The sequence below is a fragment of the Photobacterium ganghwense genome, assembly GCF_017329545.1.
GTDB classification, from domain to species: domain Bacteria; phylum Pseudomonadota; class Gammaproteobacteria; order Enterobacterales; family Vibrionaceae; genus Photobacterium; species Photobacterium ganghwense.
Genome location: NZ_CP071326.1, coordinates 1,287,061 through 1,301,005 on the forward strand (window position 1 = coordinate 1,287,061; position 13,945 = coordinate 1,301,005).

Genomic DNA, 13,945 nt, shown 5'->3' on the forward strand with positions numbered 1-13,945 from the left:
TACACAATAACGGACAATTTTCCTATGAGTATCGAATCTATTGTTAAGCAGCGTTCTGGTGAACAATGTGAGCTTTGTACCTCCACTGAAGGCCTGAGCGTTTACGAAGTACCAGCGTCTCCAGATGCAACAGCTGGTAGCTGTGTAATGGTTTGTGAGAAATGCCGTTCAGAAATCGAAGATGCGGAAACATTGGATCAAAACCACTGGCGCTGCCTGAACGACAGCATGTGGAGCCAAGAACCAGCCGTTCAGGTTATGGCTTACCGTATGCTTAACCGCCTGGCTTCTGAAACCTGGGCACAAGATCTGCTGGATATGATGTACCTGGAAGAAGACACTCGTCAGTGGGCTGAAAAAGGTATGTTGTCTGACGAAGACAAGCCTCGCGACGTTAATGGCGTTGAGCTGAAAAAAGGTGACGATGTCACTATCATCAAAGATCTGCCGGTTAAAGGCAGCAGCATGGTCATCAAACAAGGCACTGCGGTTCGTGGTATCAGCGTGACAGATGATCCTAAACACATTCAGGGCAAAGTTAACGGTCAGACAATGTTCATCATTGCTGAATACTGCCGTAAGAAATAAGCTATTTTTCTTGATTTAAAAACAGGCACCTAAAGTGCCTGTTTTTTCTTCTGCTTAAGGGAAAGACTCACGTCATCATATTTTCGGATCAATATGAATGTGAAGACTGCCAATTTTTTATCAGCAAACCATACAATGCAGAATCTGATACTTTGCCGTCAATAATCCATCTTTCAGGCAGGTACCCTTCCTTTATAAAGCCCAAACGTTCCAGCAATCGAGCGGAACCGAAATTCGCAGGATCAATTTCCGCTTCCAATCTGTTCAGGGCCATGGTTGTGAAAGCGTATGTCACAAGAGCCGATGTCGCCTCCAGCGCAATGCCTTTTCCCCAACTTGACTTTGCGATTCCAAATCCTAATTCAGCCCGCTTCGATTCCTCATGTATTTTAAACAACATACATTTCCCATGCAGCTCACCTGAATCACGCGCAAAGATACCCAACGTCAGGCTTTCCCTGCGCTCATTTTCCAAATGGGCATCATGGATAAATGCATGTGCTTGATCGATAGTGCGCCACGGTGAACCATCCCAATATTCCATAACTACAGGGTCAGAAAATATATCTAATAAGGAGTCACTGTCTGTGTGTACTAATGGACGTAATACGAGTCGTTCTGTTTCTATATTTAACACCGTTCTTCCCTCAGCTATTTAGCAACATTCTCAAACGCATTTAAAACAACCACTATTGAAGATGGATAATAATGGTATTCATACTGTGGATAAAAATGACTGAATTTCTTGCGTTTGGACGAATAACGCCTTACATCACACTAGTGAAATCGTAGAAAAGATCATCTTCGCTGAGAATCTGTAAACCCAATGACTGATATAACGCAATAGCAGGAAGATTATTTTTAAACGCACTCAGTGACAATACCTTATTTTTTCTATACGCTTCTTCTGATAACCGAATTAAAACCTTTCGCCCAATGCCTTTTCGTTGATACTCAGGAAAAAGAATCAACAAATGTACATGCAGGTGAGTGTCAGTGTATTTATAACAGACATAACCACATCGCTGGCCATTTTGCGTTAGCCAGTAAAACCAATCTGAGTGAAGCCTGTTTTGGTATCTCTCTTGCTGAAAGTCTTCGTCCCATCCAATTGCTTCAGAAATAATTGGCATCATACCTTGTTTATAAAAAACGAAGGTAGATCTGACATCCTCTTGGTCCATCGTTTCAAAATGCACTTCCACCAGACATCCACTCCTTTTGCTGAAGATAAATAAAACAGATATTGTCAACGCCGCACATATCCAGTACGACTTACCATTAACGTCAAAACGTCGAGGGTACAATTAGCATCAGAAACTTATCCATTTCCGGTTCACTGACACATATCGCCCTTTCCATCCTGTTTCATTTACTTATTGGTTATTCTTTTCTGCGCTCTATATGCATTTAAGCCATTTCATCCAGAGCCCTGACAGCCTCTTCGATCGTTGCAAAGTTGGATTTCGCCGCACAACAGAAACCCGAGCATGATTGATGCAGCTGCACATAACTCAACATTTCCGTCAACGTTAGTTGACGCCCGGTCGGTATCAATGCCGCCTGCTGGCTAGCCAATGCTTGCGGTACAAAGAGCATTCCTTTGGAATCAATCAGAACATCTTCTTCCTGATAACCCAGCGCATGCAAGTCAGTGTCTTCGGCCCATGCTTGCTCACCAGAAACATATACCAGCTCAGAATCACCGGCATATTTGAGCACCGCAGGCCAATTAACGTTTGTCATGTCGCATACCTTGAACATGTTTTAACAACTTTATTAATCTCACGATCTGCATAAAAAGACTAAATCACAACGCCTTATCCCTGTTAAAAACAGAAGCAACACGCCTGATGGCTGGCAGTATAGCGAATTTTCTTCGCCGCTGATGTCCTACACTACTAATGTTCTACACTGCTAAGGTTCTACACTGAAAATGTTTTACACCACGAATAGTCCGCACTGCTAAACGGTCAAGTCGACTCTCCAGATGCTGACCGTTTGACACTTTACCCACAACGTGATTTCTCTACTAACACCGCATGACGAAGACGGTAGAGGTTCATCGCGGGCAGCACAATAACAGCTTCCATCGGGGTAAAGAGCAAACATGATAGCAGCGTTTCCTTAAATCCGATGGTATTGACACACAGACCTCCTTGTTTGGCTCTTTGATATAATCGAACATTCGCCCAAAACAGCACCAAAGCAAGATCCCCTAACACCAAAAGATAGCCCAACAGCCATTTCGGGCTATCAAAACTATATAAAATCAAGAGGGTAATACTGATAGCAAGCAGAATCCAAAGGCCGTATAACCCCAATACCAAACGATAGAGGTTCCGCATCCTCACTGTTCCAACCACGGTCCCCGCAGCGATACCGTTTCGGCATCAAAATCAATATCAGCTTTGACACCCAATGGCGTCACTAACATCGGATGTGTATGACAACTGTCAAAGCCATTGAGAATGGGCATTTCCTGATCGTTCAACACTTCCTGCAATACTGCCAGAGGGGTACGTCCGGTTCCTCGATGATTAAAAAGCTCATGTTTACCCAAAATAATGGCGGAAACACGATCAAAAACGCCGCAAAGCTTCAAATGACAAAATGATCGCTCAACGGTTTCAATTCCTTTCAGTGAGTCTTCCAGCAAAAGAATGTCACCTTCCCTAACCTCTGGCATAAACTCACTGCCCCAAATCCCTGTCATGGTATTCAGGTTACCGCCAATGATTCTACCGGACACCGTTCCTGTACCCAGAAACTCCCACCGATTGTCATGGGTTGACTTCGGCGCAGTCTGTTTTTCCCAGTCAATCATTTCCTCGCTCCACTGTGCAGGCACACTGTAGGTAAAGGATTGCTGACGTTCAGCACATAGCAAATCACGAAAGGATGCAAATGTTTCATCCACCAAAGGGGGAAGCTCACCCATCGAGGCCACCAAAGCCGGACCATAGAAGGTAATCAGGCCAGTTTTGGCATAAATACCGAGCAGTAACGCGGTGACATCGGAGTAACCGATGATGATTTTGGGATCGCGTTTCAGCGCCTCATAGTCAATATACGGCAATAACGCATTACTGTTACTTCCCCCAATTGTCGACATAATGCAGCGTATACTCGGGTCACGAATCAATGTGTTCAGTTCACTTACCCGCTCCGCAATCGTCCCCGACCGATAATGATCGCTGCATCCGGTTAATTGTCCGGCTTTGAGCACAAACCCTTGCTGTTCAAGATAGGCTTTTGCGCGCATAAAACGTGTTGGGGCAAACGCGGTGGCTGGGGATGAAGGTGAAAAGAAACCAATCGTATCTCCAGCTTTCAATGGCTTAGGTAAAATAACGTCCATGTTTTCTCCGTACTACGTGGATATTGAATAGACTCGATATCAGGCACCAGGTTGTTTATCAAATGTCGGCATCCCTTCCGGAATCTGGTACCAGCTCAGTTTTTCACTGACCCAGACGTGCATGGTCGGCGCAAAAACCGTATCGTCAATCATACCAACCGGTTTCAACTTCAGCTTGATAACGTCCGGTTCTTCCGGATTGAAATGAAAAATCCGATTTCCACAGCCGGAACAAAATTTAGCGTTGTTTCTGTTGCCACTCTCAGCCAAGCGTCCCCACTCATGCATCGTCCCGGAAAATTCAATGTCTGCGGCGGACACAATTGCTGTCACACTAAAAGGGCTGGTTGCCAGTTTCTGGCACTCACGACAGTGGCAGGCAATCACTTTCTTCGGTGGCGCTGATAATTTGTAAGTGACCTGACCACACTGACAACTTGCTTCGATCGGATAGCCCATTTTCATTCTCCTTCATGACGGGATATACAGATATGTCATTTTGCAACCAAATATTCATCACGATGAATATTCCTTTGCACTATGCCTGAGTCGCCGGTTCTTGAAAAGGTGAGGACACATTTAATTCCCAGCAAGTTCGCCCCCAGATTCTGAGAGCAATGACGCCCCCCCCATCAGAAGGAAACATTCATACACAGGCAGCTCCCCTATTAAGGTTGCAGGTAAGGTTACAGGTAAGATTGCAGGCTTATCTCCCGGCAGCAGAGAAAACGGGTGAAAACAGAGCAAAACCAATAGAACGTTTTTATCGCAACAGATCGCAAAAATGGAATACCGCACTGCAGCTAATACTTTGAAAGGTTGAGGTTGATCGAGCGACAGGCAACTAACAATAGACATGTTGAAACACAGAATTTTCATCTGTTGTTATTGCTGATTGTTCTAAAAGGTGTTTAAATCAATTTACTTCAGGCGTAAGTCTGAAAAACAATTTAATATTTTCCGGTTTTCGTTTATCTACCGGAAAATCGAAGACTGTTAGTCGGGGAGCCTTGTGCTGAGACCACTCTGTGGGACCCGTTGAACCTGATCCATTTAGCAATGGCGTAGGGAACTAGCTGAATATCAGATCCCACTCTCCCTCACCGGAATCACTGGGCATATCTCTGGCATTAGCTACCTACGCAAGACTGAGGTAGTTATGGCCAATATTTCCAACACTCCAATTACACTCACTATCGCAGGCTCAGACAGCGGTGGTGGCGCAGGCATTCAGGCCGACATTAAGGCTATTTCAGCCACAGGCGGCTACGCCTGCTCCGTTATCACCGCCCTGACGGCACAAAACACCAAAGGTGTGACCGGCATTCTGGGTATCGAGCCGGCATTCGTCGAGCAACAACTTGATGCCGTATTCAGTGACCTTCACATCAAAGCCGTAAAAATCGGCATGCTCAGCGACACGAACATTATCCGTGCCGTCGCGCGGAAACTGCGCGAATTTCAACCTGAATTCCTGGTCATTGATCCGGTCATGGTTGCCACCAGCGGGGATCTTCTGCTGCAGGAAGATGCCATTACCACGCTGAAAACGGAATTGCTTCCTTTAGCCACAGTGATCACCCCCAACCTGCCGGAAGCCGCGGCACTGACGCAATTACCGATCCCAGAAAATGAATCGGATATGGAAGCGATGATAGGTGCGCTTCGCACATTAGGGGCACAATCTGTGCTGCTCAAAGGGGGACACCTGGAGAGTGACAAGAACAGTACCGACCTGCTAATCACGGACACCGATGTTCTCCGCTTTAGCCAACCTCGAGTTGCAACACGTAACACCCATGGCACAGGGTGTACTCTGTCAGCCGCCATTGCTTCGTTTCTGGCTCAAGGCTACCCACTGGCGAAAGCTGTGGGGCACGCCAAGCAGTACATCACACTAGCCATTCAGCATGCAGATGCGCTGACTATCGGTGAAGGACATGGCCCGGTTCACCATTTTTTTGCCGGTCATTATCAACCTGAGTGATCCCGTATGAGTCAATTGTCAACTGGGTGTTCCGTAGACATCCGGCAACTCACCCTGCGGTATCGGGATGCCAACCAACCGCTCTTCTCGTCTCTGGATCTGTCTCTACCGGCGGGTGAGTGGACCTGCCTGCTCGGCAGAAGTGGCTGTGGCAAAACAACCCTCCTCAGATATCTGGCCGGGTTATTGGAAGATCAGGTTGAATGGACGGGCAAGCTGACACCGCACAACCACCAGCCGACAGCGAATAATATTGCTTACATGGCACAGCAGGATTTACTGCTGCCTTGGCTCAACGTACTGGATAACGTCTGCCTGAGTGCCCGTTTTAATCAGCCACATAAACCTGACTATGACAAAGCGCGGCAACTTCTCGCGGCTGTTGGACTGGCTGAGCATGCATCTGCCATGCCGGATCAATTATCCGGCGGTATGCGTCAGCGCGTTGCGCTGGCGCGAACACTGATGCAGGACAAACCACTGGTACTGATGGATGAACCCTTCTCCGCTTTGGATGCGGTTACCCGCCATAAGCTTCAGACGCTTTCCGCTACTTTGCTGAAAGGCAAAACCGTTTTGTTGATCACGCATGATCCGCAGGAAGCATTGCGGCTCGGTCATCACATTCATGTGATGTCCGGTTCTCCAGCCCGTTTGGAGACGCTGACTGTACCCCATACGCGGCCGCCAAGAACCTTTGATGCAGAAATGGCTGAGCATCAACAGATGATTATCACTCAGTTGGAGAATGATTATGGCTGACGGTTTCTCGCCTTCACTCAGCAATGAAGCTGTACAAAGCAAAAAGCCCGGTACAGAGACGCTACAGAATCCGCTGATGCTACAACGCCATAGTGCCGATTCTACGCGTAAGAACCTTACAGGTCGTCAAACTGCCGGGCTTGGGATGCAGCTGATGCGTTTCGGGATCAGTGTGGCTGTCATTCTTGGTCTCTGGCAGTCTTGCGTCACCCTGTTTGAGCTACCGCCTTTTATTTTGCCAGGTCCTCTCGCCGTGTTTACCAAGCTGGTAGAGCGCTTTGATGTGCTGTGGCAGCACACACTGGTGACCGGCAGCGAAGTGATTCTTGGCCTGATGCTGGGCCTGACCATGGGACTGTTTTTCGCGCTGCAGATGCTGTTGTTTGCACCGCTGCGCCGTTGGTTATTGCCGATTTTGATCACCAGTCAGGCAATTCCGGTGTTCGCAATCGCGCCTATTCTGATGCTCTGGCTGGGGTATGGTATTGCATCAAAAGTCGTCATGGCAGCACTGATTATCTTTTTCCCAGTCACAACCTGCTGTTACGACGGGTTACGGCACACACCTCACGGTTACCTGGATCTTGCCAAAACCATGGGAGCAACGCGCTGGCAACTGTTGTGGCGAATCCGACTACCTGCTGCCCTGCCTGCCTTAGCGTCCGGTATTCGGGTTGCTGTCGTGGTCGCGCCGATTGGCGCAGTGATCGGAGAATGGGTCGGCTCCAGTGAGGGACTGGGCTACATCATGCTCCAGGCCAATGCCCGAATGTTTGTTGATGAGATGTTTGCCGCCCTGTTCATTCTGGCTTTCTTCTCGGTCACCCTTTACTTCGCAGCCGATATGCTGCTGAAAAAAGCCATTCCATGGCAAAAACAATAACGTCATTTCGCTTGCACAATCAAAAGGAATACACAATGAAATCCCCGATTAAACCGTCTCACCTGTTAGCGACGCTGCTGTCCCTGACAGCCTTCAATGCGGCCGCTGCCGAAAAAGTGACCCTAATGCTGGACTGGTTCGTAAACCCGAACCACGGCCCAATTATTCTGGCAAAAGAAAAAGGCTGGTTTGCCGAACAAGGTCTGGAGGTCGAGATTCAGGAACCCGCCGATCCGAGTGTGCCGGACAAGCTGGTTGCCGCCGGTAAAATTGATCTGGCCGTGTCGTACCAGAGCACGCTGATTTCATCAACAGCTGCCAAGCTGCCGCTGGTTCGCTCTGCCACACTGATTTCCGGCCCGCTGAACTCACTGATTGTGCTGAATAAGTCGGGAATTCACTCTCTGGCCGATCTGAAAGGTAAAAAGATTGGTGTCGCCATTGGCGGAAATGAAGATGCCACCATCGGCACCATGCTGCGCTCTGCCGGTGCCGAGATGGATAACGTCCAGATTATCAACGTAGGCTGGGCACTGTCTTCATCTCTGGCTTCTGGCAAAGTAGATGCCATCTGGGGCGGATTACGCAACTTCGAACTGAACCAGCTTGAGCTGGAAGGCTACGAGGCGACGGCCTTTTATCCGGAAGAGCACGGCGTTCCTCCTTACGATGAACTGATCTTTGTCGCGAACAAGAACAAATACGATCCTGAAGTTATCGCCAAATTCAACCAGGCGCTGGAAAAAGCCACGGTTTACCTGATCAACCACCCGGAGCAAGCCTGGAAAGAGTTTGTAGCTTACTCTCCAGACACACTGAACAATGATCTAAACCGCCACGCCTGGGAAGATACCCTGACCCGCTTTGCGCTGCGTCCGGGGGCCGTCGAGCTGAAACGCTACGATGACTATGCCGCCTTCATGAAAAAGTTCGACATTATCAAGAGCGTACCGGCCGCTAAAGACTATGTACTGACGTTCTGATTCACCTCGCAGCCCGGCGCAAAACCAGCAAAAACCGCAAACAGCAATTTGCCTGAGTTTAGTGTGATAAGCCGGCACCGGGCTGCGTGCCTTGGCGATAACAAAACACAACCAAGAGAGAATACTGATGGACCATAAAGAGCTGATTCAATACTGCCAACAGGACTGGGCAGAATACACCGAGCACGAATTCGTTATTCAGCTTGCGCATGGTGAGCTGAACAAACACGCCTATCTGCATTACCTGAAACAAGACTTCCTGTTCCTTAAGCACTATTCACGGGCGTATGCGCTGGCCATTTACAAGTCAGTCACGCTGGAGGAAATGCGAGAGCCCCTACCTAGCCTGACAGCTCTGCTGCAAACCGAAATGTCACACCACGTGGCATATTGCGGCACCTGGGGGCTGACAGAGCGTGATATGGAAGCCGAGCCGGAAGATTTTGGTACGGTCAGCTACACCCGCTATGTACTGGATACTGGTATGGCGGGAGACAGAACCGATCTGTTTGTAGCTTTAGCGCCTTGTGCTATCGGCTACGGGGTGATTGGCCAGCAACTACTGGCTAACAACGAAACCGTATTGGAAGGTAATGCTTACCGGAGCTGGATTGAGCTTTATGGCGGCGAAGAATTTCAGGCAGGGATGGCAACAACAATTGAACGCCTGGATGCGATGCTGAAAGAAATTCCGCTTAACAGCCAGCGCGGGCAGCGTTTGTGTGAGATATTTAAAACCGCAACCCGCATGGAAGTCGCCTTCTGGCAACAGGGCATGAATGCCGCCCAGCCGATTTAACGGCAGTATCCTGGGTGTGTCTGTTCAGATCAGAGGGGGCTATTCAGCCCCCTCTCTCAAACGCCCTGTCTATACGGATTCCGACCTTATCGTCGCAGCATTTATCTAGCCTTTAGTGGCGGCGATAAGGTGTCTGAAGCGACAAGGTTTCTGAAGCAACAAGGCAATTCAGCCGATATGTTAACTGGCTTGTTGGCCTCACTGGGCTCTGGCGTCGCTTAACTGGTGCTCTCTTCTGGCTCTTTTGCCACTAGATGACCGTCAAACCCCAGCTTCACCAGTTCATTAAAAGCTGCCCACACATCGTCAGGAATGTCCTGTTCAATGGCAAAACCATATTGTGGGTACACTTTAATCCGTTCCAAATCCCCCACCATCACGTTCACAACGTCACAAAAGGACAAGTGGTCATCCGGGTAGTTGTCAAAGCTGATTGGCGGAGAGGCAACCATCACCTCTTTGCCCGGCCACTGACACATGAAGGTCGCATAGCTGCGGCGTTCCATAAATGGCTTTTGCACCAAAATAAAACGCTGTGGTGCCAAGCCTTTGGCTTCAAGTAAGGCGCGGGTAAACTGGATATTTTCTCCGGTGTTGGTCGACTGTGGCTCAATCAGAATATCGGAAGCAGGTACGCCCATATCCGTTGCGATAGCAGCGAACGCTTCAGCTTCTGATGCGTCAAACAGTCCTTGGGTCAGTTCACCAACACCGCCGGAGAAAACCAGATAAGGAGCAAAGCCATCAAGGTAAAGTTGTGCTGCATATTCAGCGACCCGAAGGTCATTACTACATAGCACGACAATGCAATCGGCGGGAGACAAGGTGTGATTGAGCTGGTGATAATTCCATACCTTGGTGGCCAGGGCATGAACCGTTGATGACATAGCATTACTCCTTATCAGTGGGATATTTCCATCGAATGTCATCACCATACATCACGGTATGTGTAAGAAGGTAACAAGCAGGTCATTGCCTCGAATTCAGAATGAGGCAATGTGAACCGTGATTCGCAGGTGAGTTCACGACATTCTTTTGCGCGATCTCAATCAGATGCTTTCAGTATACAGTGGCGAAATCAAATGACGGCTTGATGACAATCATTGCAAGCCGTCTTCTGAGCATTTTTCACCCGAATAACCTGACAGGGAAGAAATTATAACGCTGACCTGAAAACTGACTGGTAATCAGGCGCGGTGCCACCACTCAGGATTGATCGTGCAGCTCTTTTCACCGGCACTCAGCCACCCCTGCTCACCTTCAATGGTCAGCTGCAACTGCATTGAACGCTCAGTCAAGTCTTCCAGTTCTGCCAATGTCTGATCATTAACAAACATCACGGAAATATTGCCATACTGCTGAATTTTGGTTTTGTTCTGCTGCCACCAAATTGGCGCGGCATTATCACCATAAGCCACAATCAGCGCTTTCTTTGCACGGTGTGCCGCTTTCTTCAGTCGTTTCTCATCGGGTAAACCAAGATCAATCCATAGTTCGATCTCATCACTCAGGTTTTTAATCCAGAGATCCGGCTCATCAGTATCGCACAGCCCCTTGGTGAACAGCAGATCTTCATCCGCATTCAGTCCCCAGGTAATCAGTCTGAGCATTAGACGCTGAACAGTTTCAGAAGGGTGACACGCCAAGGTGTGAGACTTGTCGATGTATACATGACGATCAAGATCCGCCACATTGATGTGTGCTTTGTAAATAGTGGCTTTAAGCGCCATAACAGTGTTCCCTAAACATTCCCCTTTTGGGGTAAATACGCGACCGAAAGCAGTTTAGTGTCAACTGACTGACGGTTCAATTTCCAAAAGATACCTTTTAACGATACCTGAAGGTTTAATGAGAGGAATATCAACCAATAACGGAAAGGATTACATTCAGTCTCAATCCAGCAGTGACCACAGCAGTTGTGAGTCTTTATCACTCTGCAGGATAAGTTGCTCCTTTCGCGCTTTTGTCAGCCGTTTTATCCGATATTCCAACTGCATCGCTGTCCGTTTATCACCAACACTATGCGACCAGACAAGAGACAGCGGACCTTTTCCTTTCAGATACTTTGCCCCTCGGGGCGAGGACTGATGCTCCTCAAAACGGCGATTGACGTCTGTCGTCACACCACAATAAAGCTGGTCTCGGGCCGTTCTGATTAAATAGACCGACCAGATAGCCTGTTTCTTGCAAGTCTGTTTCTGAAGAGCCTGATCTGTGAAATCCTGTGTGGAGAGGATCGGTTCACTGGCGGTTGGCAATTCCATCGAAAGTCCTGACACTCTCAACTCTACTCTTTTAACCACTCATCAATGATGTGGATAACCAAAGAGTAGATAACTTGATTGGCAAAGTGTTAAGAAAGACGCAGCCTAACACAAAAAAGCCCGGCACTGCCGGGCTTTGTGTAAAAACAGAATTAAGAGGTTAAAGATTCGACCAAGGCTTTCAATTCCGCCACTTCCTGCTTCAGGGCTTCAACCTCACTCTCAAGCGCTTCAATACGTTCAGACGCAGCAGATGAAACCGGTGCAGCTGAAGCGGCAGCCTGTTGCAAAGCGTCCAGATCCACTTCTCCGCTGAACAGATGCATATAGCGGGAGTCACGTTTACCCGGCTCTTTAGGCAGTTTTACGACAAACGGCCCCTTCGGGTGTTCAGCCAGATCATTGAGAACCTGTTCCGCTTCCCTGACATCTTTAAAATCACAAAGACGATTGGTACGAGTACGAATTTCACCGGCAGTCTGAGGACCACGCAGTAATAACACACAAATGACCGCTTTTTCCTGCTGGCTGAACTGGAACGTGCTGAACTCTGTATTACAGAATCGGTGCTGATACTTTGACACGCGACTGCCAAAGCCTGCGGTCACTTCCTGAATAATACGCTTTACTTTCAACGCTTCGACCGTATCCTGCACATCCGCTTCTTCCAGCGCCATCACAGGATCACGATTACTTTTCTGATTACAGGCAGTCGTCAGACTGTTTAATGTTAATGGGTATTGATCAGGTGTGGTTACCTCTTTCTCTAGTAAGCAACCGACAACACGCGCTTCTGTTTGTGAAAAGCAAATATCCATGATCTTCCCTCACCCTTTTTTCAACAATACAAATTCAACTGGGCACCTGCCAGCACTGACAAATCAACCGGTTAGAACCTGTGATTAAGAGAGAAAGATACCCACTGGAATACGCACTGGTTTGAAGGAGATTAGCACGCTCTGCCGGAACGGCAAGCATCTTGGGTGTCGATTGGTGCTAAAAACGCCAAATCGTCGTCATTGAGGAAAATAATGTTAGCGCTGTCATAGAAAAAGCGGCCGCACAATTTATTTTATTGCAGCCACTTCAATACGCTGATTGTTTATCGGTTCATTTATAGACGGAATGTTGCTGTCGAGGAAACCAGACACTTCAGAGACCAAGTACTCGATATTTGTGTACCAGACATCAGGTGAACTCTGCCGCCACAAAGCGGTTACGCCCCTGCTCCTTGGCTTTATACAAAACTTTATCCACGATTTCGTACATGTTCTCAGCCGTCTCCAGCCCTGTAGGCACCCATGACACCATCCCCTGACTAACAGTGACAATATCTGACGTCAGGGACTTAGAATGTGGAATTTCCAGCCGTTGAATGCCGTCTTTGAGGCGTTCACATTCGCGAACAGCTCGGGTTTTATCGCAATTACTCAGCAGCACCACAAACTCTTCACCGCCGTAACGCGCGGCCAGTTCTCCGGCTCGACTGAAGTTTTTCCGCAGTTCATCCGCAACGGCCTGCAGGCAACGATCGCCTTCCAGGTGGCCGTAATGATCGTTAAAGAGCTTAAAGTGATCCACGTCGATCATAATCATGGTCATCGGGAAATTATTGCGACCATGCCATGCCAGCAACTCTGTCAGCTTCTGATCCAGATAGCGACGGTTTGCCAACTGAGTCAGGCCGTCTTCATTGACCTGCTGTGACAACAGCTCATTGGCCTGCTCCAGTTTCTCTGAGGTTTCTTTAAGCTGGTGACGCATATGCGCTATACGCTGCATGGCTTTGAGCTTGGCCGCGAGCACAATTTTGTTGACCGGCTTCACCAGATAGTCATCGCCGCCCATATCAATAGCCGTCGCGATCATTTCAGGTTCATCATGACCACTGAGGAAGATAATGGGGATCCAGTCCGGGTGTTTAATGCGGATTTTCTCCGCCACTTCAGTGCCGCTCATGTCAGGCATACTGACATCAAGCAGGATTAAGTCAGGGTCAAATAAGGGATATTTGTCAATAGCCTCCTGCCCGGAAGCAACGGCTTCGACAATATGCCCCAGACGCTGCAGGCGCATCGCCAACTGCATCCTTTCCAGATGCACATCGTCTACCAGTAGTATCCGCATTGCTTCCATGTCGGCATCCCTTTGATTTAGAGTCTTTTCCTTTAGATAAGTTATAGCACAGGTTGCTTATTTCCCCAGCATTGCCTCAATACTAACCACAGCAAATGCATTGAACGTGATTCTGATAACAAGTTTGATGTGTACGCGAGAAGTCTTTGCGAGAATCTATCGCAAATTACGCTATGCTAATC

General features: G+C 48.3%; 16 protein-coding genes, 1 pseudogene and 1 riboswitch. Of the genes and pseudogenes, 6 read left to right on the plus strand and 11 right to left on the minus strand.

Annotation, left to right across the window (positions count from 1 at the left end; translation table 11 throughout):
• Window positions 1-24 precede the first annotated feature (24 nt).
• Complete coding sequence (locus FH974_RS22025; RefSeq protein WP_047885947.1) at window positions 25-588, plus strand: PhnA domain-containing protein; 564 nt, start codon at window positions 25-27, stop codon at window positions 586-588.
• 88 nt (window positions 589-676) lie between these two features.
• Here FH974_RS22025 and FH974_RS22030 read toward each other — a convergent pair whose 3' ends face one another.
• The 6 genes from FH974_RS22030 to FH974_RS22055 all read right to left on the minus strand — a co-directional run bounded on the left by FH974_RS22030 (window position 677) and on the right by FH974_RS22055 (window position 4,408).
• Window positions 677-1,225 carry a GNAT family N-acetyltransferase gene (locus FH974_RS22030; RefSeq protein ID WP_084712606.1) on the minus strand — a complete coding sequence of 183 codons (549 nt, stop codon included), beginning with the start codon at window positions 1,223-1,225 and terminating at the stop codon, window positions 677-679.
• A 130-nt stretch (window positions 1,226-1,355) separates the two neighbouring features.
• A complete protein-coding gene (locus FH974_RS22035; RefSeq protein ID WP_146149701.1) occupies window positions 1,356-1,793 on the minus strand; it encodes a GNAT family N-acetyltransferase in 438 nt (145 codons plus the stop codon).
• A 205-nt stretch (window positions 1,794-1,998) separates the two neighbouring features.
• Window positions 1,999-2,334 carry a DUF4144 family protein gene (locus FH974_RS22040; RefSeq protein ID WP_047885950.1) on the minus strand — a complete coding sequence of 112 codons (336 nt, stop codon included), beginning with the start codon at window positions 2,332-2,334 and terminating at the stop codon, window positions 1,999-2,001.
• Between the two features lie 263 nt (window positions 2,335-2,597).
• Window positions 2,598-2,936: a hypothetical protein gene (locus tag FH974_RS22045; protein WP_047885951.1), complete on the minus strand. Its 339-nt coding sequence runs from the start codon at window positions 2,934-2,936 to the stop codon at window positions 2,598-2,600.
• A gap of 2 nt (window positions 2,937-2,938) precedes the next feature.
• The gene (locus tag FH974_RS22050) at window positions 2,939-3,949 is read right to left on the minus strand and encodes a S66 family peptidase (protein ID WP_047885952.1); all 1,011 of its coding nucleotides are present in this window, start codon (window positions 3,947-3,949) and stop codon (window positions 2,939-2,941) included.
• 39 nt (window positions 3,950-3,988) lie between these two features.
• Complete coding sequence (locus FH974_RS22055; RefSeq protein ID WP_047885953.1) at window positions 3,989-4,408, minus strand: GFA family protein; 420 nt, start codon at window positions 4,406-4,408, stop codon at window positions 3,989-3,991.
• A 532-nt stretch (window positions 4,409-4,940) separates the two neighbouring features.
• Window positions 4,941-5,037: riboswitch (TPP riboswitch) on the plus strand.
• 71 nt (window positions 5,038-5,108) lie between these two features.
• Here FH974_RS22055 and thiD point away from each other — a divergent pair.
• The 5 genes and pseudogenes from thiD to tenA all read left to right on the plus strand — a co-directional run bounded on the left by thiD (window position 5,109) and on the right by tenA (window position 9,363).
• On the plus strand, window positions 5,109-5,936 hold the full coding sequence (gene thiD, locus FH974_RS22060; protein WP_047885954.1) for a bifunctional hydroxymethylpyrimidine kinase/phosphomethylpyrimidine kinase: 828 nt from the start codon (window positions 5,109-5,111) through the stop codon (window positions 5,934-5,936).
• A gap of 6 nt (window positions 5,937-5,942) precedes the next feature.
• Complete coding sequence (locus tag FH974_RS22065; protein ID WP_047885955.1) at window positions 5,943-6,698, plus strand: ABC transporter ATP-binding protein; 756 nt, start codon at window positions 5,943-5,945, stop codon at window positions 6,696-6,698.
• 154 nt (window positions 6,699-6,852) lie between these two features.
• Window positions 6,853-7,581, plus strand: a pseudogene (locus FH974_RS22070) (ABC transporter permease); the annotation flags it as partial.
• Window positions 7,582-7,616: 35 nt separating this feature from the next.
• Window positions 7,617-8,564: an ABC transporter substrate-binding protein gene (locus FH974_RS22075; protein ID WP_047885956.1), complete on the plus strand. Its 948-nt coding sequence runs from the start codon at window positions 7,617-7,619 to the stop codon at window positions 8,562-8,564.
• A gap of 127 nt (window positions 8,565-8,691) precedes the next feature.
• Window positions 8,692-9,363, plus strand: a complete 672-nt coding sequence (tenA, locus tag FH974_RS22080; protein WP_047885957.1) for a thiaminase II — start codon at window positions 8,692-8,694, stop codon at window positions 9,361-9,363.
• Window positions 9,364-9,581: 218 nt separating this feature from the next.
• Here tenA and FH974_RS22085 read toward each other — a convergent pair whose 3' ends face one another.
• The 5 genes from FH974_RS22085 to FH974_RS22105 all read right to left on the minus strand — a co-directional run bounded on the left by FH974_RS22085 (window position 9,582) and on the right by FH974_RS22105 (window position 13,763).
• Complete coding sequence (locus tag FH974_RS22085) at window positions 9,582-10,250, minus strand: YdcF family protein (protein WP_047885958.1); 669 nt, start codon at window positions 10,248-10,250, stop codon at window positions 9,582-9,584.
• Window positions 10,251-10,550: 300 nt separating this feature from the next.
• On the minus strand, window positions 10,551-11,093 hold the full coding sequence (locus tag FH974_RS22090) for a YaeQ family protein (protein ID WP_047885959.1): 543 nt from the start codon (window positions 11,091-11,093) through the stop codon (window positions 10,551-10,553).
• Between the two features lie 162 nt (window positions 11,094-11,255).
• Window positions 11,256-11,627, minus strand: a complete 372-nt coding sequence (locus tag FH974_RS22095) for a GIY-YIG nuclease family protein (RefSeq protein ID WP_084712608.1) — start codon at window positions 11,625-11,627, stop codon at window positions 11,256-11,258.
• A gap of 152 nt (window positions 11,628-11,779) precedes the next feature.
• On the minus strand, window positions 11,780-12,445 hold the full coding sequence (locus tag FH974_RS22100; RefSeq protein WP_047885960.1) for a YceH family protein: 666 nt from the start codon (window positions 12,443-12,445) through the stop codon (window positions 11,780-11,782).
• A gap of 370 nt (window positions 12,446-12,815) precedes the next feature.
• Window positions 12,816-13,763, minus strand: coding sequence for a GGDEF domain-containing response regulator (locus FH974_RS22105; RefSeq protein ID WP_047885961.1), 948 nt, complete (start codon window positions 13,761-13,763; stop codon window positions 12,816-12,818).
• Window positions 13,764-13,945: the final 182 nt, after the last annotated feature.

What these genes read in the sequence shown, in the direction of transcription:
- FH974_RS22025 (WP_047885947.1), top strand. Translation starts at nt 25, where the DNA reads ATGAGTATCGAATCTATTGTTAAGCAGCGTTCTGGTGAACAATGTGAG.
- FH974_RS22040 (WP_047885950.1), bottom strand. Translation starts at nt 2,334, where the DNA reads ATGACAAACGTTAATTGGCCTGCGGTGCTCAAATATGCCGGTGATTCT.
- FH974_RS22045 (WP_047885951.1), bottom strand. Translation starts at nt 2,936, where the DNA reads ATGCGGAACCTCTATCGTTTGGTATTGGGGTTATACGGCCTTTGGATT.
- FH974_RS22050 (WP_047885952.1), bottom strand. Translation starts at nt 3,949, where the DNA reads ATGGACGTTATTTTACCTAAGCCATTGAAAGCTGGAGATACGATTGGT.
- FH974_RS22055 (WP_047885953.1), bottom strand. Translation starts at nt 4,408, where the DNA reads ATGGGCTATCCGATCGAAGCAAGTTGTCAGTGTGGTCAGGTCACTTAC.
- thiD (WP_047885954.1), top strand. Translation starts at nt 5,109, where the DNA reads ATGGCCAATATTTCCAACACTCCAATTACACTCACTATCGCAGGCTCA.
- FH974_RS22065 (WP_047885955.1), top strand. Translation starts at nt 5,943, where the DNA reads ATGAGTCAATTGTCAACTGGGTGTTCCGTAGACATCCGGCAACTCACC.
- FH974_RS22075 (WP_047885956.1), top strand. Translation starts at nt 7,617, where the DNA reads ATGAAATCCCCGATTAAACCGTCTCACCTGTTAGCGACGCTGCTGTCC.
- tenA (WP_047885957.1), top strand. Translation starts at nt 8,692, where the DNA reads ATGGACCATAAAGAGCTGATTCAATACTGCCAACAGGACTGGGCAGAA.
- FH974_RS22085 (WP_047885958.1), bottom strand. Translation starts at nt 10,250, where the DNA reads ATGTCATCAACGGTTCATGCCCTGGCCACCAAGGTATGGAATTATCAC.
- FH974_RS22090 (WP_047885959.1), bottom strand. Translation starts at nt 11,093, where the DNA reads ATGGCGCTTAAAGCCACTATTTACAAAGCACACATCAATGTGGCGGAT.
- FH974_RS22095 (WP_084712608.1), bottom strand. Translation starts at nt 11,627, where the DNA reads ATGGAATTGCCAACCGCCAGTGAACCGATCCTCTCCACACAGGATTTC.
- FH974_RS22100 (WP_047885960.1), bottom strand. Translation starts at nt 12,445, where the DNA reads ATGGATATTTGCTTTTCACAAACAGAAGCGCGTGTTGTCGGTTGCTTA.
- FH974_RS22105 (WP_047885961.1), bottom strand. Translation starts at nt 13,763, where the DNA reads ATGGAAGCAATGCGGATACTACTGGTAGACGATGTGCATCTGGAAAGG.